Raw genomic sequence first — 20,151 nt, 5'->3', positions numbered from 1 at the left:
AACTCGCCACCGGTTCAGAACCGGTGCTGCCAGATCTCCCGGGAGACCTCGACCGGGTCCGCGACCACGCTCGGCGGGACGTTCCAGATCCGGGTCCGGCGATCATCGCCGTACTCCGGCCAGCCCGGATCACCGGTGGTGGCGAAGGAGATCCAGGATGCGCGCAGCTCCGCCGAGAGGACCTCGAAGTCCTCCGGCGTCTCATCGGGGAACACCGGTGCCGTGACGTCGCTGCGGTCGACGCCGAAGGTGAACGGCACGTCCAGGCTGTGGCAGGCGCCGAACGCGCCGTCGCGGGCCGGGCTCGGCCAGGCGAACTCGTAGAGGTAGCTGCGCGCGCCCGCCCGCGCGTGGCCTTCCGCGCACCACAGCGACGGCATCCGGAACAGCTGGTCGCTGAGCATCAGCGAGAACAGGTCGGCGTCGGTGATTCCCGGGTACCCGGCGCGGTACTCGTCCAGCACCGACGGTGCGAGCCGCAGGCCGCGCGCCAGCAGCGCCGGGTCCTTGGCCGCCGCGGGCATGTCCGCGGTGAACATCCGGGCCTCGTCGGTGTTGTACCCGCTGATCAGCTCGATGCCGCGGCCCCCACCGGCGCGCAGCTGCACCCACGGCAGGTCGTCGAGCAGCTCGCCGTCGGGCACCGCCGCGAACGGCGTGGAGTTCGTCCAGTCCGCGCGGTTCTGGTTCTGCTCGGCCATCACGGCCAGCTGCGCGGCGTGGATCGCCTCCGAGGGCACCGCGCCCAGCGCTTCGGCGGTCGGCTGCGCGCCGACCCGCCCGAGGATCAGCTCGCCGAGCTTGCGGTTCTCCTCCGCACCGCAGAACACCGAACCGACGCTCTGCGCGATTCCGCGGCGGAACAGCCCCTGCTTCGCCGAGCCCGCGACCAGCGTCACCACCGAACTGGCACCGGAGGACTCGCCGAAGATCGTGACGTTGTCCGGATCGCCGCCGAACCCGGCGATGTTGTCCTGCACCCACCGCAACGCCGCCAACTGGTCCAGGATCCCGCGATTGGCCGGAGCGTCGGCCACCCAGCCGAAACCCTCGTAGCCGACGCGGTAGTTCACCGTCACCACGACCACGCCGTCCTTCGCCAACCTGGTGCCGTCGAAGGCCGGGCTGTCGCTCGTGCCGCCAATGTAGACGCCGCCGTGGATCCACACCATCACCGGCAGCCGGGCACCGAGGTCCGGTGACCACACGTTGAGGCTGAGGCAGTCGGTGTCAGCGCCGGGAGTCCACACCGGCGGCGCACCGGGCACCAAGGTCGTCTGCGGCACCGAGGCGCTGAACGCCGTCGCCTCCCGCACCCCTTCCCAGGGTTCCGGAGCCGCCGGTGCCTGGAACCGGCGCGCGCCGTCCAGCGGTGCTGCGTAGGGAATCCCCTTGAAGACGTTCACGTCGTCGGCGGAAACGCCCCGCACAGCACCGCTGCGGGTGGCAACCACGAGATCCATACCACCATGTAAGCACGGTGGCCGGACGAAACGCGCGCCGTCAGGCCGAAAAGCGGGTCTGCCAGATCTCCCGCGACGCCTTGATCGGGTCCGCGACCACCGTCGACGGCACGTTCCAGATCCGGACCTGACGATCATCGCCGTACTCCGGCCAGCCCGGATCACCGGTGGTGGCGAAGGAGATCCAGGAGGCGCGCAGCTCCGCCGAGAGGACCTCGAAGTCGGCGGGCGGCGGGTCGCCGAGCATCATCTTGCCGAAGACGTCGTCGAACACGCCGAACGTGAACGGCACGTCCAGCCCGTGGCACGCGCCCAGCGCGCCGTCGCGGGCCGGGCTCGGCCAGGCGAACTCGTAGAGGTAACTGCGCCCACCCGCCCGCGCGTGCGCTTCGGTGCTCCACAGCGACGGCATCCGGAACAGCTGGTCGCTGAGCATCACCGCGTACAGCTCGGCGTCGTCGGCCGCCGGGTACCCGGCGCGGTACTGGTCCACCGCCGACGGGTCCAGCCGCAGGCCGCGCGCCAGCAGCGCCGGGTCCTTGGCCGCCGCGGGCATGTCCGCGGTGAACATCCGGGCCTCGTCGGTGTTGTACCCGCAGATCAGGTCGACTTCCCGCCCCGAGCCGCGGCGCAGCATCTCCCACGGGACGTCGTCGAGGACCTCGCCGTCGAAGACCACCGCGTACGGCGTCGAGTTCGTCCAGGCCGCCCGGTTCTCGTTGATCTCCGCCATCGCCGCCGTCTGCGCGGCGTGGATCGTCTCCGGCGCGATCCCGCCCAGGGCCTCCGCCGTCGCGGGCACGCCCAGCTGCCCGACGACCAGATCGCTGCCCTTGCGGAACTCGTCCTCCGCCCAGAACAGCGAACCGAGGCTCTGCGAGATCGCACGGCGGAACAACCCGTGGCGGGCCGAACCCGCGGCCAGGGTCGCCACCGAGGTCCCACCGGCGGACTCGCCGAAGATCGTCACGTTGCCCGGATCGCCGCCGAACCCGGCGATGTTGTCCTGCACCCACCGCAACGCCGCCAACTGGTCCAGGATCCCGCGATTGGCCGGGGCGTCGGCCACCCAGCCGAACCCCTCGTAGCCGACGCGGTAGTTCACCGTCACCACGACCGCACCGGCCCGCGCCAGCCGCGACGGGTCGTACTCGTTGCCCGACCCGCCCAGGAACGCGCCGCCGTGGATCCACACCAGCACCGGCAGCCCGCCGCCGCGATCGGGCGTCCACACGTTCAGCGTCAGGGATTCCGCGCTGTCACCGGGATTCCACAGCGACGGGATGCCCGGCAGGATCGGGGGCTGCGGCACGGCAGCGCTGAAGGTGGACGCGTCCCGCACCCCCTCCCACCGCTCCGGCGGCTCCGGGGCCTGGAACCGGCGCGCGCCGTCCAGCGGTGCCGCGTACGGAATCCCCTTGAAAACGCTCAGCTCTCCGTCGGCGCTCCCCCGCACCGCACCGTGCTCAGTCCGCACCACAAGGTCCATGCCCCCATACAACCACCTGAAGTCCGGCCGCGCGGCGCGCTCGGTTCCGCCCACAGCTCAACCGCCGTCCGCCAGCTCGGCCACCGCCAGCGGCAGGCCCTCGCGGAACTCCTCCAGGTCCGGCACCGCGGCGCGGTTGGCCTGCACCCCGACGTGCACCGCGCCGTTGAACTGCGACACCGCGACGGCCAGCGCGTGCCCGGCGGCCAGCGGTGCGACCGGGTAGAGCTCGGCGAGCTCGGCACCGTCCAGGGTCGCCGGGAAGTTCGGCAGCGGGACGTTGGTGATCACCGCGTCGAACAGCAGCGCCGCGCCCTGCCCGGCCAGCGGGCCCGCCACCTGGTGCACGAGCTGCGGCACCCGCCCGGCCAGCACCGGGAACGCCCCCGGTCCGCGCTGCGGCCCCGCGCTCTTGTTGCGCGCCATCTCCGCCCGGATCGCCCGCAACCGCGCGACCGGGTCGGGCTCGGCCAGCGGCAGCTCGCACAGGTAGCCGGACAGCTGGTTGTTGCCGCCGTTCGGCCGGTTCGCCCGCCGCCTGCACACCGGGACCAGCACGCGCACCGGCAGTTCGCCGAGGTCGTGGCCGCGGGCGGTCAGCCAGCGGCGCAGGGCCCCGGCGATCACCGCGAGCACCACGTCGTTGGTGGTGCCGCCGTGCCGGGCGCGGATCTGGCGCAGCTCGGCCAGGTCCAGCGGCACCAGCGCGACCCGGCGCGCGGCGGAGCCGGACGCGCGCAGGGGCGAGTCCGGCGGCGGGAACCGCACGCTGCGCACCACCGAGGAGGCGATGCCCAGCGACTCCCCCGACTTCGCCAGTGTCGAGCGCACCGTGCCGAGCAGCTGCTGCGGACGGCCGAGCAGGCCCACCACCTCGCCGATCGGGCTGCGCGGCGGGTGGGCGGCGCTGCGCTCCGGTGCGGAGCCGTCGAGCAGTCCGAGCCCGACCTGCACCGCGTCGCGGCCGTCGACCAGCGCGTGGTGGAACTTCACCAGCACCGCGAAGCGGCCGTCTTCCAGCCCGGTGATCAGGTGCAGCTCCCACAGCGGTCGGGTCCGGTCCAGCGGTTCGGCGGTCAGCTCGGCGACCAGCTCGGCCAGCTCCGCACGACCGCCCGGCGCGGGCACCTGGTGGCCGTGCACGTGCGCGGTCGCGTCGAACCGGGGCACCTCGGTCCAGCACGGCTGCATCCAGGACCGGTGCAGGCGCAGCCGCAGCCGCGCGATCCGCCGGGCGCGCTCGGCCAGCAGCTCCAGCAGCCGCAAGCGGTCCGCCTCGCCGCGCGGGGCGAACACCGCGACCGCGCCGAGGTGCATCGGCGCGGTTTCCCGCTCCACGCAGAGGAAGGCCCAGTCGATCGTGCTGATCCCACTCGTCATCATCGGCACACCTCAGCGATCGACGACGCACCGGAATCGTCCGGAACGCCGGTCAGCGAATTGCTCCCGAACCGGGAACGCCCAGCGATCGGCACAGCCCGCCGATGATCTCCGCGGCGAGCCCGCCGAACGGCAGATCCGCGAATTCGGAAAACAATTCATCTTCGACCGCGGGTTCCTCACCTGCGATGACGCGCGGTTCGGGCGCTGCTGGCGGCACCGACATCGTTCTCGTCCTCCCCTGTTGCGGACGGCGTTCGGCACGACCGGAAAAATCCGCTTCCGAATCCGACGTCCACCACGTCCAGTTCACGCCAGTGCGCCGTTGCACCGCCAGCCGAGTCCGAAGTGGACCGACCCGCGAGCGGCGAATGCGCCGACTTTAGCCGAGCGGGAGGCGGAACGGAAAACACTCCGGCGGGACGAGAACGCGGCCCGGACGTTGATCGCTCCGCTGCGTGTGCTCGGAGCAGTGCCGGGTAACCCACATGGTGCAGCCGAGCAGCGCGGATCCGGTCCCGGCCACCTCGGCCGATGACACCGCGCATTCGACCGAGCAGCGACCTGTGACCGGATTCACCTGCGGTGCAAGCGAAAAACCCCGCCGCCCCGGCGGTCGGACCGGGGCGGCGGGGTCGTTCGGTGCAGCTGGTCAGGCGGCCTTGAGCACGCCGTCGATCAGCCCGAGGTTGGCCAGCACCTCGCGGGTGGCCTTGGCCCGGTTGAGGCTGTAGAAGTGCAGCGCCGGAACGCCCTCGGCGATCAGCTTCTCGCACAGCCGCGTGGTGATCTCCAGCCCGGCCTCGCGGAACCCGGCCGGGTCCTCGCGCAGCGGGTCCAGCACCGCGGACACCTCGTCCGGGATCGTCATGTTGCTCAGCTGGGTGGTCATGCCCAGCACCTTCGGCGTGGTGATCGGCATGATGCCCGGCAGCAGCGGCTGGTGGCAGCCGCGCTGCGCCAACCGGTCCCGCAGCCGCAGGAAGTACTCCGGCTCCAGGAACATCTGCGCCACCGAGAAGTCGGCCCCGGCCCGCAGCTTGTTGACCATGTGCTTGATGTCGGACTCCAGGTCCGGCGAGCGCGGGTGCATGTGCGGGAACGCCGCGACGCCCACGCTGAAGTCACCGCACTCGCGCACCAGCCGGACCAGCTCGTCGGCGTAGGTGATGCCCTCCGGGTGCGGGATCCACTCGCCCAGCGGGTCGCCCGGCGGGTCGCCGCGGATCGCCAGCACGTTGGTGATGCCCTCGGCCGCGTACGACCCGATGACGTGCCGCAGCTCGGCGATCGAGTGGTTCACCCCGGTCAGGTGCGCCACCGGCACCAGGGTGGTGTCGCTGGCGATCCGCCCCGTGGTCCGCACCGTGCGGTCCCGGCTGGACCCGCCCGCGCCGTAGGTCACCGACACGTAGGCGGGGTCCAGCGGCTCCAGCTCCCGGATGGCCCGCCACAGGTGGCGTTCCTCCTCGTCGGTCTTCGGCGGGAAGAACTCCACCGAGAACACCGTCTTGCCGGGGCGCAGCCGGTCGATGACTTTGGTCATTCCTGGCCTCCCTCATTCCCAGCTTGGTCTCGTCAAGCGGCAGAACCGCTCGTCCAGCGCGGCAGGCGATTTGGCCCGGCCAAGGCCCGTGAGCGCTTTGGGGTGTCATAGCGCCCCAAACCGCTCACGGACACGGAGCCCGCAGCGGCGAGCCGAGCGGACAACCGTCAGGCAAGCGCCGAAGGCGCTTTCGGCGGTAAACAGCGACCGCGACGCTCGACCGGCACCGACCGCTAGGTGCCGCATGCGCATAACCCACCTACGGCACTTGCACCGCCGCGGGTTCTCAGAGGCTTTCTCGCGAGGACAGCCCGGACGCCGCGTACGCCTCGGTACTCAAGTCCGGGATCCCGGAGTCGAGAAAGCCTCTGAGGTTCCGCTACCCGCACCGCCACGCAGGACGAGCAGGGCTCCTTAAGACATGGACGACTCAGTACCGGTAGTGGTCCGGCTTGTAGGGGCCGTCGACGTCCACGCCGATGTAGGCGGCCTGCTCCTTGGTCAGCTTGGTGAGCTTGACGCCGAGGGCGTCCAGGTGCAGGCGGGCGACCTTCTCGTCCAGGTGCTTGGGCAGCACGTAGACCTGCTTGTCGTACTCGCCCGGCTTGGTGAACAGCTCGATCTGGGCGATCGTCTGGTTGGTGAAGGAGTTCGACATCACGAAGCTGGGGTGGCCGGTGGCGTTGCCCAGGTTCAGCAGGCGGCCCTCGGACAGCACGATGATCGAGTGCCCGTCCGGGAACGCGTACTCGTGGACCTGCGGCTTGATCTCCTGCTTCTTGATGCCCGGGATCTTCTCCAGCCCGGCCATGTCGATCTCGTTGTCGAAGTGGCCGATGTTGCCCACGATGGCGTTGTGCTTCATCTGCGCCATGTGGTCGGCGGTGATGATGTTGAAGTTGCCGGTCGTGGTGACGAAGATGTCCGCGATCGAGACGACCTCCTCCAGGGTGGTGACCTGGTAGCCGTCCATCGCCGCCTGCAGCGCGCAGATCGGGTCGATCTCGGTGACGATCACGCGGGCGCCCTGGCCGCGCAGCGACTCCGCCGAGCCCTTGCCGACGTCGCCGTAACCGCAGACCACGGCGACCTTGCCGCCGATGAGCACGTCGGTGGCGCGGTTGATGCCGTCGATCAGCGAGTGGCGGCAGCCGTACTTGTTGTCGAACTTGGACTTGGTGACCGAGTCGTTGACGTTGATCGCCGGGAACAGCAGCTCACCGGACTTGGCCAGCTCGTAGAGCCGGTGCACGCCGGTGGTGGTCTCCTCGGTGACGCCCTTGATCTCCGAAGCGATCTTGGTGAACCGCTTGCCGTCGGAGGCCAGGCTGTTGCGCAGCGTCTCCAGGATGACCTTGTACTCCTCCGGGTCGTCCGCGGAGGCCTGCGGGACCGCACCGGCCGCCTCGAACTCGACGCCCTTGTGCACCAGCAGGGTGGCGTCACCGCCGTCGTCGAGGATCATGTTCGGGCCCTGCTCGCCGAACTGGAACAGCTGGTCGGTGCACCACCAGTACTCCTCCAGCGTCTCGCCCTTCCAGGCGAACACCGGGACGCCGGCGGGCGCCTCCGGGGTGCCGTTCGGGCCGACGACGACCGCCGCGGCGGCCTCGTCCTGGGTGGAGAAGATGTTGCAGGACACCCAGCGGACCTCGGCGCCCAGCGCGACCAGGGTCTCGATCAGCACGGCGGTCTGCACGGTCATGTGCAGCGAGCCGGCGATCCGCGCGCCCTTCAACGGCTGGGAGGCCGCGTACTCCTCGCGGGTCGCCATCAGGCCCGGCATCTCGTGCTCGGCCAACCGGATCTGGTGCCGCCCGGCCTCGGCCAGCGCCAGATCCCTGACGGCGAACTCCAGGCCGTTGACCTTCTGCAGCTTCGCGCTCATGGCTTCCTTTCTGGTTTCCCGATCATGTCAGGTCTTCGCGAATCGGGCTTCTGTGCAGGGTAGCGCCCTCCGAGGGGCTCCGACCTGCACCGATCAGTGCGTCACGTGTTGAAGTACTTGGCTTCCGGGTGGTGGGCGACGATCGCGTCGGTGGACTGCTCGGGGTGGAGCTGGAACTCCTCCGACAGGACCACGCCGATGCGCTCGGACTCCAGCAGGTCGACGATCTTGGCCCGGTCCTCGATGTCCGGGCACGCGCCGTAGCCGAAGGAGTACCGCGCGCCGCGGTAGCCGAGCTTGAAGAACTCCCGCACGTCCTCGGGGTCCTCCTGGGCCACCGTGCCGCCGCTGGACCAGGCCAGCTCGCGGCGGACGCGGCGGTGCCAGTACTCGGCCAGCGCCTCGGTGAGCTGCACGCCCAGGCCGTGCACCTCCAGGTAGTCCCGGTAGGCGTTCTTGGCGAACAGCTCGTTGGCGTAGTCGGCGATCGGCTGGCCCATGGTCACCAGCTGCATCGGCAGCACGTCCACCTGGCCGGTCTGCTCCGCCTGCTCCCGGGTGCGGAAGAAGTCGGCCAGGCACAGCCGCCGGTCGCGCTTCTGCCGCGGGAAGAAGAACCGGCAGCGCTCCGGGGCGTCCGGCTCCTCCTTGTCCAGCACGACGAGGTGGTTGCCCTCGGTCACGCACGGGAAGTAGCCGTAGACCACCGCCGCGTGCTGCAGGATGCCCGCGGTGGACAGCTCGTCGATCCAGTGCCGCAGCCGGGGACGGCCCTCGGTCTCGACCAGCTCCTCGTAGGAGGGGCCTTCGCCCTTCTTGGCGCCGCGCAGGCCCCACTGGCCGAAGAACGTGGCCCGCTCGTCCAGCAGCGCCAGGTAGTCGGCGACCGCGACGCCCTTGACCACCTTGGAGCCCCAGAACGGCGGGGTGGGCACCGGCACGTCGGCGGCCACGTCGGAGCGCGTGGTGTCGTCGTAGCCGGGTTCCTCGCCCTGATCGGCCTTGCGCTTCTCGGCGATGCGCAGCGACCGCTCGCGGCGGGCCTTGCGCTCGGCCTTCTTGGCCTCCTCGGCGGCGTCCTCCTCGGGGCTGTCCCCGCGCTTGATGGCCATCAGCCGGTCCATCAGGTGCAGGCCCTCGAAGGCGTCCTTGGCGTAGCGCACGTCGCCCTGGTAGATCTCGTCCAGGTCGTTCTCGACGAAGGACCTGGTCAGCGCCGCACCGCCGAGCATCACCGGGTACTTCTGGGCGAGCCCCCTGGAGTTCATCTCCTCCAGGTTCTCCTTCATGATCACCGTGGACTTCACCAGCAGCCCGGACATGCCGATGGCGTCGACCTGGTGCTCCTCGGCGGCCTCGAGGATGGCGCTGATCGGCTGCTTGATGCCGATGTTGACCACGTCGTAGCCGTTGTTGGACACGATGATGTCGACCAGGTTCTTGCCGATGTCGTGCACGTCGCCCTTGACCGTGGCCAGCAGCAGCTTGCCCTTGCCGCCGGAGTCGTCCTTCTCCATGTGCGGTTCCAGGTAGGCCACCGCGGCCTTCATCACCTCGGCGGACTGCAGCACGAACGGCAGCTGCATCTGCCCGGAGCCGAACAGGTCGCCGACGACCTTCATCCCGGCGAGCAGGTTCTCGTTGATGATCGCCAGCGGCGGCTTCTCGGCCATCGCGGCGTCCAGGTCGGCTTCCAGGCCGTTGCGCTCGCCGTCGACGATCCGCCGCTCCAGCCGCTCGAACAGCGGCAGCTTGGCCAGCTCCTCGGCGCGCGAGGCGCTGCTGGACTTCGCGGTCTGGCCCTCGAACAGCTGCATCAGCTTCTGCAGCGGGTCGTAGCCCTCGCGGCGGCGGTCGTAGACCAGGTCCAGCGCGACGTTGCGCGCCTCCTCGTCGATCTTGCTCATCGGCAGGATCTTGGAGGCGTTGAGGATCGCGGTGTCCAGCCCGGCCTCCCGGCACTCGTGCAGGAACACCGAGTTGAGCACCTGGCGCGCGGCCGGGTTGAGGCCGAAGGAGACGTTGGACAGGCCGAGCGTGGTCTGCACCTCCGGGTGGCGCTTCTTGAGCTCCCGGATCGCGTTGATCGTCTCGACGCCGTCCTTGCGGACCTCCTCCTGACCGGTGGTGATCGGGAAGACCAGGCAGTCGATGATGATCGCGGACTTCTCCAGACCCCAGTTGGTGGTCATGTCCTCGATCAGCCGCTCGGCCACCCGCAGCTTCCACTCCGCGGTGCGCGCCTGGCCCTCCTCGTCGATGCAGGTCACCACGACGGTGGCGCCGTGCTCGACGGCCATCTGCATGACCCGCTCGTACCGGGAGCCCGGCCCGTTGCCGTCCTCCCAGTTGACCGAGTTGATCGCGCACCGGCCGCCGAGGTGCTCCAGCCCGGCCTGGATCACCTCCGGCTCGGTGGAGTCGACCATGATCGGCAGCGTCGAGGCGGTGGCCAGCCGCGAGGCCAGCTCCCGCATGTCGACGGTGCCGTCCCGGCCCACGTAGTCCACGCACAGGTCCAGCATGTGCGCGCCCTCGCGGGTCTGGGCCTTGGCGATCTCCACGCAGTCGTCGTAGCGGCCCTCCAGCATCGCCTCGCGGAACGCCTTGGAGCCGTTGGTGTTGGTCCGCTCGCCGATGTTGAGGATGGAGGCGTCCTGCTCGAAGGGCACCGACTGGTACACCGACGAGACCGCCGGGATGTGCTCCGGGGTGCGCGGCGCGGGGTTGAGGCCGCGGACCGCCTCCGCCACCGCGCGCACGTGCTCGGTGGTGGTGCCGCAGCAGCCGCCGACCAGCCGCGCCCCGTAGTCGTTGACGAACCCGACCAGCGCCTCGGCCAGCTCGTCGGGCTGCAGCGGGTACACCGCGCCGTTGGGGCCCAGCTCCGGCAGACCGGCGTTGGGCATCACCGACAGCGGGATCCGGGAGTTCTGCGCCAGCACCCGCAGGTGCTCGCTCATCTCCGCCGGACCGGTCGCGCAGTTCATCCCGATCAGGTCGATGCCCAGCGGCTCCAGCGCGGTCAGCGCCGCGCCGATCTCCGAGCCGACCAGCATGGTGCCGGTGGTCTCCACGGTGACCTGCGCGATGATCGGCACCCGCCGCCCGGACCGGGCCATCGCCCGCTTCGCCGCGATGATCGCGGCCTTGGTCTGCAGCAGGTCCTGCGAGGTCTCGACCAGCACCGCGTCGATGCCGCCGTCGAGCATGCCCAGGACCTGCTCCAGGTAGGCGTCGCGCAGCTGCGCGTAGGGCGCGTGCCCCAGCGTCGGCAGCTTGGTGCCCGGTCCGACCGAGCCCAGCACGAACCGCGGCCGCTCCGGCGCGGCGTACTCGTCGGCCGCCTCGCGGGCCAGCGCCGAGCCCTTCTCCGCGAGCTCCCGGATGCGCTCCGGGATGCCGTACTCGGCGAGGTTGGCCCAGTTCGCGCCGAAGGTGTTGGTCTCGATCGCGTCCGAGCCCGCCTCCAGGTAGCCCCGGTAGATCGAGGACACCACGTCGGGCCGGGTCACGTTGAGGATCTCGTTGCAGCCCTCCAGGTTGGCGAAGTCGTCCAACGTCAGGTCGAAGCCCTGCAACGCGGTGCCCATCCCGCCGTCGGCGACGAGGACGCGCTCGCCGAGGGCGGTCAGGAACCCGCTCGGATCGTTCTGCCGATCTGCCATTGCCGTGCCTACTCCCCGTTGCTCAGCGGAGCTTCGCCCCGACCTCGCCCGCAGCCGAGTCACCGTACGCCTCGGCGAACCGGGCGAGGAACGACTCGCGCTCCACCTGGTACTCCTGCGGGCCGTCGGCCTCCAGCGAGACGGTGGCCAGGGCGCACCCGAGCTGCAGCGATCGCTCCAGTCCCAGATCGTGGGAAAGTCCGGCCAGGAACCCGGCGCGCAGCGCGTCGCCGACACCGGTCGGGTCGCCCTTCTGCTTCTCCTTCGGCGGGACCACCTGCACGGTGGGGTGCGACTTGGACTCCACCTGGACGCCCTTCGGGCCCAGCGTGGTCACCCAGCTGCCGACCCGGTCGAGCACCTCGTCGTGGCTCCAGCCGGTGCTCTGCAGCAGCAGGCCGTGCTCGTACTCGTTGGTGAACAGGTACTCCGCGCCCTCGACCAGCTTGCGGATCCCGTCGCCGTCCATCCGGGCCAGCTGCTGGCCGGGGTCGGCGATGAACCGGTAGCCGCGGTCCCGGCACTCCTGGGTGTGCCGCAGCATCGCGTCCGGGTCGTTGGCGGAGACGACCACCACGTCGAGCCCGCCGACGCGGTCGGCGACCGGCTTGAGCTCGATGTCGCGGGCCTCGGCCATCGCACCGGCGTAGAACGAGGCGATCTGGTTGAAGTCGGTGTCGGTGGTGCACAGGAACCGGGCGGTGTGCTTGGTCTCCGAGACGTGCACCGAGGCGGTGTCCACGCCGTGCCGCTCCAGCCAGGAGCGGTAGTCGTCGAAGTCGCGGCCGACGGCGCCGACCAGGATCGAGCCGACGCCCAGCTGCCCGAGGCCGAAGGTGATGTTGGGGGCCACCCCGCCGCGGCGCAACACCAGCTCGTCGACCAGGAACGACAGCGACACCTGCTCCAGGCGGTCGGCGACGAGCTGCTCGGTGAACCTACCGGGGTAGGACATCAGGTGGTCGGTGGCGATGGATCCGGTCACCGCAATCCGCACTGCACTACTCCTTTACCAGGGGGCGGGCCCGCCCCGAAGCTCTCCACATGGACGGCCGTCACACCGGACTGCGGGGCACGGTCCCCCGCGCCCCGCAGTCCGCGCGCCAGCTTCGGCGATCGATCAGATGCCGGCGGCGCTCTTCAGCGCCTCGGCGCGGTCGGTGCGCTCCCACGGCAGGTCCACGTCACTGCGTCCGAAGTGACCGTACGCGGCGGTCTGCGCGTAAATCGGCCGCAGGAGGTCCAGGTCACGCACGATGGCCGCCGGGCGGAGGTCGAAGACCTCGTTGATCGCGGCCTGGATCTTGACCGGGTCGACGTTCTCGGTGCCGAAGGTCTCCACGAACAGACCCACCGGGGCCGCCTTGCCGATCGCGTAGGCGACCTGCACCTCGATCCGGCTGGCCAGGCCCGCGGCGATGGCGTTCTTGGCCACCCAGCGCATGGCGTAGGCCGCGGAGCGGTCCACCTTCGACGGGTCCTTGCCGGAGAACGCGCCACCGCCGTGGCGGGCCATGCCGCCGTAGGTGTCGACGATGATCTTGCGGCCGGTCAGACCGGCGTCGCCCATCGGACCGCCGACCACGAACCGGCCGGTCGGGTTGACCAGCAGCCGGGTGTCCGAGGAGTCCAGCCCGACCCGCTCGATCTCCGGGTCGATGACCTTCTCCTTGATGTCGCCGGCCAGCATGCCCTCGAGGTCGATGTCGGCGGCGTGCTGGGTGGACAGCACCACGGTGTCCAGGCGAACGGCCTGGTCACCGGCGTACTCGATGGTCACCTGGGTCTTGCCGTCGGGCCGCAGGTAGGGCAGCACGCCGTCCTTGCGGACCTTGGTCAGCCGCCGCGACAGGCGGTGCGCCAGCGCGATCGGCAGCGGCATCAGCTCGTCGGTGTCGGTGCAGGCGTAGCCGAACATCAGGCCCTGGTCGCCGGCGCCCTGCTTGTCGATCTCGTCCTCCGCGCCCTCGACGCGGGTCTCGTGCGCGGTGTCCACGCCCTGGGCGATGTCCGGGGACTGCGACCCGATCGCGACGTTGACGCCGCAGGACGCACCGTCGAAGCCCTTCGCGGAGGAGTCGTAGCCGATCTCCAGGATCTTGTCCCGCACGATGGTCGGGATGTCGGCGTAGGCCTGGGTGGTGACCTCACCGGCCACGTGCACCTGACCGGTGGTCACCAGGGTCTCCACCGCCACCCGCGACTTCGGGTCCTGGGCCAACAACGCGTCCAACACGGCGTCGCTGATCGCATCGCAGATCTTGTCCGGGTGTCCCTCGGTCACCGATTCACTGGTGAACAACCTGCGGTTGATCTCACTCACGACTGCTCCTCACCTCACACTGCTGCGGCTGTGATCCTTGCGTACGGCGGTGACCAATTACGGCACCGGGGGGTCTCAGGCCCGGGCGTGGATGATGCCCCAGGCGAGGTTGCCCGCCTTGCCACCGGAGACCCAGTTCTTCAGACCGGTCTTCATCTTGGTCCGGTACTCGTCGCTGATCTTGTCCGCGAGCTCGGCCTCGCGGCTCTCCAGGACCTCCAGGACGCGCCCGTAGTGAACGGCCAGGAACTCGGTCAGGTCCTCGAACTCGAAGTTCTGCAGGCCGAGCCGGGCGAGCTCGCGGCGGTAGAAGGACGGCGAACCCATGGTGTCCAGGTTGAGCCGGTCCAGGATCGGCCCGAGGTCCTTGGTGCGGGCCCCGTCGGCGGCCATCGGGTCGGTGAAGATGAAGGAGCCGCCGCCCTTGAGCACGCGGGTCACCTCCTCCAGCACCCGCTCCCGGTCGCCGCTGTGCAGGATCGCGTCCTGCGACCAGACGATGTCGAAGGCGTTGTCCTGGAACGGGATGTCCTCGAAGGAGCCGTCCCGGACCTCGATCAGCTCGTCGAGCCCGGCGGCCCGGTTGAACTCGACGTTGCGGGCGTTCTCCACCTCGCTGAGGTTCAGGCAGGACACCTTGCAGCCGTAGGTCCGGGCCAGGTGGCGGGCGGCGCCGCCGTAGCCGGACCCGATGTCGAGGATGCGGGTGTCCGGGGTGATCTCGACCTTGGCGGCCATCCGCTCGACGGTGCGGCGGGACGCGGAGTCGATGTCCTCGTCCGGTGTCTGGTAGATGCCGACGTGGATGTCGTTGCCGCCCCAGACGTGGTAGTAGAAGTTGTCCGCGTCCGCCGAGTTGTAGTAGTCGCGGGCGGTGTGCACCGCGGTCGAGTAGACGTCGGAGAGCTCCTCGTCCGGCCGGTACTTCTTCTCCGCGACGTGGATGAAGAAGTCCGGTTCGTCGTCGTGGTAGGTCTCCTGGAAGTCGCCGTAGGTGTCGATCCGCTGGAAGCCGACCTCGCGCATGAGCCGCCGCATGTAGTTCTTCCGCAGCGGGTACATGTTCAGGAAGAATTCAGATTTGTCCGGGAACGTGTACTTGAACCGGGCCAGCCCCTCGTCGATGTAATCCGGTTCCGCGGAAACGTCCTCACCGGCGTAGTAGTAGGTGTGCTTCGAGGAGAATCCGTTGTCCAGAATCGCGTCGTAATTCCGCTGGTCGATGATCAGCACGCCGTCGTGCTTGAGCATCGCGTAGAACTCGGCGAGCGCCTTGCGCCGATCCCGCTCCGAGAACAGGTGCGTGAACGAATTCCCGAGGCAGATGATCGCATCGTATTCGCCGTGGACGTCACGATTCAGCCAGCGCCAGTCCGCGTGCACCACGCGCAGGATGTGCCCGCCGTAGGTCAGGCCGTTGCTGAAGGCCTTGGCCAGCATCTGCGGGCTGCCGTCGGCGCTGACCGCGTCGAAGCCCTCCTCCAGCAACCGCACCGAGTGGAAACCGGTGCCGGTGGCCACGTCGAGCACCGAGCGCACACCGCGGGCCTTGAGCTGATCGATGAAGAAGGAGCCCTCGCTCTCGTAGCGCTTCTTCCAGTCGATGAGCTCGTCCCACTTCTCCACGAAGCTGCCGACGTACTCGTGGGTGTAGTGGTCAGACTCGCGCACTTCCAACGGGTTCTCGCCGAACACCTGCTCCTCGCGCGCCACCAGATCGGCGGTATCCGGAGTTCCGGAGCCTGCGCTGGAGTCCAGGTCGTCCACGCTCTTGGCCATGCTTCACTCCCACCACTCACGTTGGTCATGCGCCACCGCACACAACTCGAGCACGCGCGAAATCCGCACCCGAGCCCGTCCGTGGCCGTGCCGGGTCGCCACTGCGAAAAAGGCAACACCTCAGATCGGCGCGGGCAGCCGAGAAACGCTCAAGGCCGCAAGCGCAACGCCGATCGCACTCGATCGGCACCCTTGCCGATCGGCGCTGACGCGGAATTCCTGCGTCGGTTAACCAACCTAGGCGAAGGAGATCTCAAAGCAAGCGTACAAACGTGTGACGCTAATCACCGGAATGCGATGATAGCGTGATTCGGAAAGTCACCCAGGGTAAATGAGTGCGCCGCTACCAGCACCAATTCGGAGCATTTGCGCGGAGGGTAACGATTTGGTGCGTGCAGAACGTCACCAGGTTGTGTATAATACGCGCGCAACCGCTTACCACGACAACTGAAAATTCCGCAACCCGCGCGCTGACAAGAATTCGAAAATACGGCGCCGCGGCGGTTGACCTCTTCCCTTTTCAGCCATTCCATCGCGACGCGGACCCCGGATGTTACGATGCCGGGCCTCACGACGCGACCCCCTTCGCGAAGACGGGCCCCCGCCCGCCGCACCACCCCCCGGTTCGATTCCCCCGCCCGGCCCACCGGACCGCGCCGGAAGGCCGAGTTGAAGGGTGGCACGCACCCGGGGCGCGCGCCACCCGACCATCACCCCTTCAGCTCGGGGAAGTCCTCCTCGCGGAACTCCCCGGCGCGGTCGGCCGAGGCGTCCTCGCGGTGGCGCAGCTCGACCCGGCGGATCTTGCCCGAGATCGTCTTCGGCAGCTCGGCGAACTCCAACCGCCGCACCCGCTTGTACGGCGCCAGCTGCTCGCGCGCGAACCGCAGGATGGACAGCGCGGTCTCCCGGGTCGGCCGGTGCTGCCCGGCCAGCACCACGTAGGCCTTCGGCACCGCCAGCCGGATGGGATCCGGCGCCGGGACCACCGCCGCCTCCGCGACCGCCTCGTGCTCCAGCAGCACGCTCTCCAGCTCGAACGGGGAGATCCGGTAGTCGGAGGCCTTGAACACGTCGTCGGTGCGGCCCACGTAGGTGATGTAGCCGTCCGCGTCGCGGGAGCCGACGTCACCGGTGTGGTAGTGGCCGCCCCGCGTCACCTCCGCGGTGCGCTCGGTGTCGTCGGCGTAGCCGGTCATCAGGCCCACCGGGCGCGGCTGCAGCACCAGGCAGATCTCGCCCTCGTCGGCGGGCTCGCCGGTGACCGGGTCGAGCAGCTCGACCTCGAACCCGGGCAGCGGCCGCCCCATCGACCCGGGCCGCACCTGCTGCCCCGGGGTGTTGGCCACCAGCACGCTGGTCTCGGTCTGGCCGAAGCCGTCCCGGATGGTCACCCGCCAGGCCCGCCGGACCTGCTCGATGATCTCCGGGTTCAGCGGCTCGCCCGCACCGACCACTTTGGACGGCGGGGTGGCCAGGGTGGTCAGGTCGGCCTGGATCAGCATCCGCCACACCGTCGGCGGGGCGCAGAAGCTGGTGACCCCGCAGCGCTGCATCTGCGCCATCAGCGCGGCGGCGTCGAACCGCTCGTAGTTGTAGATGAACACGGTGGCTTCGGCGTTCCACGGCGCGAAGACGTTGCTCCAGGCGTGCTTGGCCCACCCCGGCGAGGAGATGTTGAGGTGCACGTCGCCGGGCTCCAGGCCGATCCAGTACATCGTGGACAGGTGCCCGACCGGGTAGGAGGTGTGGGTGTGCGCCACCAGCTTCGGCAGCGCGGTGGTGCCGGAGGTGAAGTACAGCAGCATCGGGTCGTCGGCCCGGGTGGGGCCGTCCGGCGCGAACTCCTCGGCCGCCCCGGCGCTGTCCGCATAGGACGTCCAACCCGGAACCGGCTCGCCGACCGCGATCCGGGTGTAGTCGCCCGGCACGTCGGCGAACTTCGGCGCATCGGCCGAAGTGGTCACCACGTGCTTGGCGCGGCCCCGGTCGATGCGGTCGCGCAGGTCGGCCGGACCGAGCAGCGGCGTGGCCGGGATGATCACCGCGCCGAGCTTCATCGCGGCCAGGATCGTCTCCCACAGCTCCACCTGGTTGCCCAGCATGAGCACCAGCCGGTCGCCGCGGGCCACGCCGAGCCCGCGCAGCCAGTTCGCCACCTGGTTGGACCGGCGCGTCATGGTGCGGAAGGACACCTTGCGCTCGGAGCCGTCGGCCTCGACGATCCACAGCGCGGTGCCGTCCCGCCGCTCGCCGATGGTGTCGAACCAGTCCAGCGCCCAGTTGAACTCGGCCGGTCGCGGCCACCGGAACTCCCGCCGGGCGGTGTCGTAGTCGGTGCGGTGCCGCAGCAGGAAGTCCCGTGCGGTCAGGAACGTCTCGGTAGCGGTACTGCGGGACTCGGTCACGTCCACACCCTCCTGGGCTCGGCAACATCGCCGGAAAGCTGAAGCGGGCCAACAACGTAACCCCGCTGCGCCCAGCGGATCCACGCCGCTGCTCCGATTTGCGGGCCCTCTTTCGGCCGCGTTGACTGTCCGTGCGTTCATGGTCATTGTTGTGGATTGATGGTGCTCCGTGTTCGTTCAAGATCGCCCCGGCGGTGAGGAGTGGTTCCGGCATGGGCTCGAGCGGCGGTGCGGGCAGCGGTCCCACGGCGGGAACCGCCCCCTCGCCGATGCTGCGATCCCAGGTGAGATCGCGCGCCGCGCCACCTCCGGAGGGCCGGGTCCCCAGCTGGCAGCTCCCCCGATCTGGAGGCAACCTTGTTGCTGCGCGCCCTGCTGCTCACCGCGCTGTTCGCGGCTTCCGCCGGGATCCCCGCGCCCGCCGTGGCCGCCGCTGATCCCTGGCGGCCGAAGCCGCCGCCGCTGACCACGCCGTGGACCGACCAGGTCGGTCCGGACAACGCGCTGCCCGAGTACCCGCGGCCGCAGCTGACCCGGGACCGCTGGCTGAACCTCAACGGCCTGTGGGCCTACGGCGCCGGGAGCACGCCGCCGGAGCAGACCACCGAGCAGATCCTGGTGCCCTACCCGCCGGAATCGGGGCTGTCGGGCATCCAGCGCCACGACGACCACATGCTCTACCGGCGCACCTTCCAGCTGCCGCCGGACTGGGCCGGGCAGCGGGTGCTGCTGCACTTCGGCGCGGTCGACCAGAAGGCCGAGGTGTCGGTCAACGGCCGCCCGGTGGCGGTGCACGAGGGCGGTTACACCTCGTTCAGCGCGGACATCACCGACGCCCTCACCCCCGGCGGTGAGCAGCAGGTCGAGGTGGCCGTGGAGGACCGCAACGACGCCAACCCGCACCCGGTGGGCAAGCAGCGCAACCGGCCGGGCGGGATCCTCTACACCGGGGCCTCCGGGATCTGGCAGACCGTGTGGCTGGAGCCGGTGCCGCAGGAGCACGTCGCCAAGCTCGACATCACCCCGGACCTGACCGGTTTCGACCTCACCGCGCACACCACCGCCCGCGGCGGGCAGCGGTTCGAAGCCGTCGTCCTGGACCGCGACGGCCAGGAGGTCGCCCGGGCCACCGGCCGGGCGGGCACCCCGCTGCGGCTGCCGGTGGCCGAGCCGCACCTGTGGACCCCGGACGACCCGTACCTCTACGACATCCGGGTGCGGCTGGTCGACTCCGGCGACGAGGTCGGCAGCTACGCCGGGCTGCGCACCGTCGAGCTGCTGCCCGACGAGCAGGGGCGGCCGCGGCTGGCGCTCAACGGCGAGATCCTGTTCCAGCACGGGCCGCTGGACCAGGGCTACTGGCCGGACGGCATCTACACCGCGCCGACCGACGAGGCGCTGCGCTACGACCTGGAGGTCACCAAGCGGCTGGGCTTCAACATGGTCCGCAAGCACGTCAAGGTCGAACCGGCCCGCTGGTACCACTGGGCGGACCGGCTGGGCCTGCTGGTGTGGCAGGACATGCCGTCGCTGCCGATCGACCTCGCCGACCCGCCGGGCAGCAACCCGCCGCCGAGCGAGCAGGCGCGCGCCAACTTCCGCACCGAGCTGACCGCCATGATCGACCAGCTGCGCAGCGTCACCTCGATCGTGGCGTGGGTGCCGTTCAACGAGGGCTGGGGCGAGTTCGAGACCGCCGAGGTCGCCGAGCTGACGCGGCGCGCCGACCCCACCCGCCTCATCGACATCAGCAGCGGGGTGAACTGCTGCTACTCGCTGCCCGACAGCGGGGCCGGGGACATCTACGACGACCACACCTACGTCGGGCCGGGCCGCCCCGAGGTGCGGGACGGCCGCGCGGTGGTGGACGGCGAGTACGGCGGGCTCGGGCTGGTCGAGGAGGGCCACCTGTGGCCGGGCGAGCCGGGCGCCTACGAGATGACCGACAGCCGGGAGGCGCTGACCCGCCGCTACGGCGAGGTCAGCGACGAGCTGGTGCGGATCATCGGGGCCAACGGGCTCTCCGCGGCGATCTACACCCAGACCACCGACGTGGAGAACGAGGTCAACGGCTTCCTGACCTACGACCGCCGGATCCTCAAGCCGGACCTGGCGTCGGTCCGCGCCGACAACCTGGCGGCCATCGACGCGGGCACCCCCTGACGCCGACTGGCGACCCCCACCCCCGCAGGCCACTGTGGATCCAG

General features: G+C 70.0%; 12 protein-coding genes. 1 reads left to right on the top strand and 11 read right to left on the bottom strand.

Annotated elements, in window-relative coordinates:
• Positions 1–14: 14 nt before the first annotated feature.
• From F1721_RS02655 to F1721_RS02605, 11 genes are all read right to left on the bottom strand, one after another.
• Positions 15–1,463, bottom strand: coding sequence for a carboxylesterase/lipase family protein (locus F1721_RS02655; protein WP_150064861.1), 1,449 nt, complete (start codon positions 1,461–1,463; stop codon positions 15–17).
• Positions 1,464–1,503: 40 nt separating this feature from the next.
• On the bottom strand, positions 1,504–2,940 hold the full coding sequence (locus tag F1721_RS02650) for a carboxylesterase/lipase family protein (RefSeq protein WP_246154066.1): 1,437 nt from the start codon (positions 2,938–2,940) through the stop codon (positions 1,504–1,506).
• Positions 2,941–3,009: 69 nt separating this feature from the next.
• Positions 3,010–4,332: a wax ester/triacylglycerol synthase family O-acyltransferase gene (locus F1721_RS02645; RefSeq protein ID WP_342782912.1), complete on the bottom strand. Its 1,323-nt coding sequence runs from the start codon at positions 4,330–4,332 to the stop codon at positions 3,010–3,012.
• A gap of 52 nt (positions 4,333–4,384) precedes the next feature.
• Entirely contained in the window at positions 4,385–4,645 is a 261-nt protein-coding gene (locus F1721_RS02640; RefSeq protein WP_150064858.1) for a hypothetical protein, read from the bottom strand.
• Between the two features lie 339 nt (positions 4,646–4,984).
• Positions 4,985–5,878 (bottom strand): methylenetetrahydrofolate reductase, encoded by an 894-nt coding sequence (locus F1721_RS02635; RefSeq protein WP_150064857.1) that lies wholly within the window; start codon positions 5,876–5,878, stop codon positions 4,985–4,987.
• A 430-nt stretch (positions 5,879–6,308) separates the two neighbouring features.
• Positions 6,309–7,766, bottom strand: coding sequence for an adenosylhomocysteinase (gene ahcY / locus F1721_RS02630; RefSeq protein ID WP_150064856.1), 1,458 nt, complete (start codon positions 7,764–7,766; stop codon positions 6,309–6,311).
• A gap of 101 nt (positions 7,767–7,867) precedes the next feature.
• Entirely contained in the window at positions 7,868–11,434 is a 3,567-nt protein-coding gene (gene metH, locus F1721_RS02625; protein WP_150064855.1) for a methionine synthase, read from the bottom strand.
• A 22-nt stretch (positions 11,435–11,456) separates the two neighbouring features.
• The gene (locus F1721_RS02620) at positions 11,457–12,431 is read right to left on the bottom strand and encodes a carbohydrate kinase family protein (protein ID WP_150064854.1); all 975 of its coding nucleotides are present in this window, start codon (positions 12,429–12,431) and stop codon (positions 11,457–11,459) included.
• 123 nt (positions 12,432–12,554) lie between these two features.
• Positions 12,555–13,757 carry a methionine adenosyltransferase gene (gene metK / locus F1721_RS02615; protein ID WP_150064853.1) on the bottom strand — a complete coding sequence of 401 codons (1,203 nt, stop codon included), beginning with the start codon at positions 13,755–13,757 and terminating at the stop codon, positions 12,555–12,557.
• 75 nt (positions 13,758–13,832) lie between these two features.
• Positions 13,833–15,536 (bottom strand): glycine/sarcosine N-methyltransferase, encoded by a 1,704-nt coding sequence (locus tag F1721_RS02610; protein ID WP_150064852.1) that lies wholly within the window; start codon positions 15,534–15,536, stop codon positions 13,833–13,835.
• A gap of 710 nt (positions 15,537–16,246) precedes the next feature.
• Positions 16,247–17,944: an AMP-binding protein gene (locus F1721_RS02605; protein WP_150064851.1), complete on the bottom strand. Its 1,698-nt coding sequence runs from the start codon at positions 17,942–17,944 to the stop codon at positions 16,247–16,249.
• A gap of 357 nt (positions 17,945–18,301) precedes the next feature.
• On the opposite strand from F1721_RS02605, the gene F1721_RS02600 reads away from it, so the two are divergent.
• On the top strand, positions 18,302–20,107 hold the full coding sequence (locus F1721_RS02600) for a glycoside hydrolase family 2 protein (RefSeq protein WP_150064850.1): 1,806 nt from the start codon (positions 18,302–18,304) through the stop codon (positions 20,105–20,107).
• Positions 20,108–20,151 lie beyond the last annotated feature (44 nt).

Origin of the sequence: Saccharopolyspora hirsuta, assembly GCF_008630535.1 — a bacterium.
Taxonomy (GTDB): domain Bacteria; phylum Actinomycetota; class Actinomycetes; order Mycobacteriales; family Pseudonocardiaceae; genus Saccharopolyspora; species Saccharopolyspora hirsuta.
Note: the sequence above shows the minus strand (reverse complement) of the source record. Positions and strands in the feature narration are given on the sequence as shown.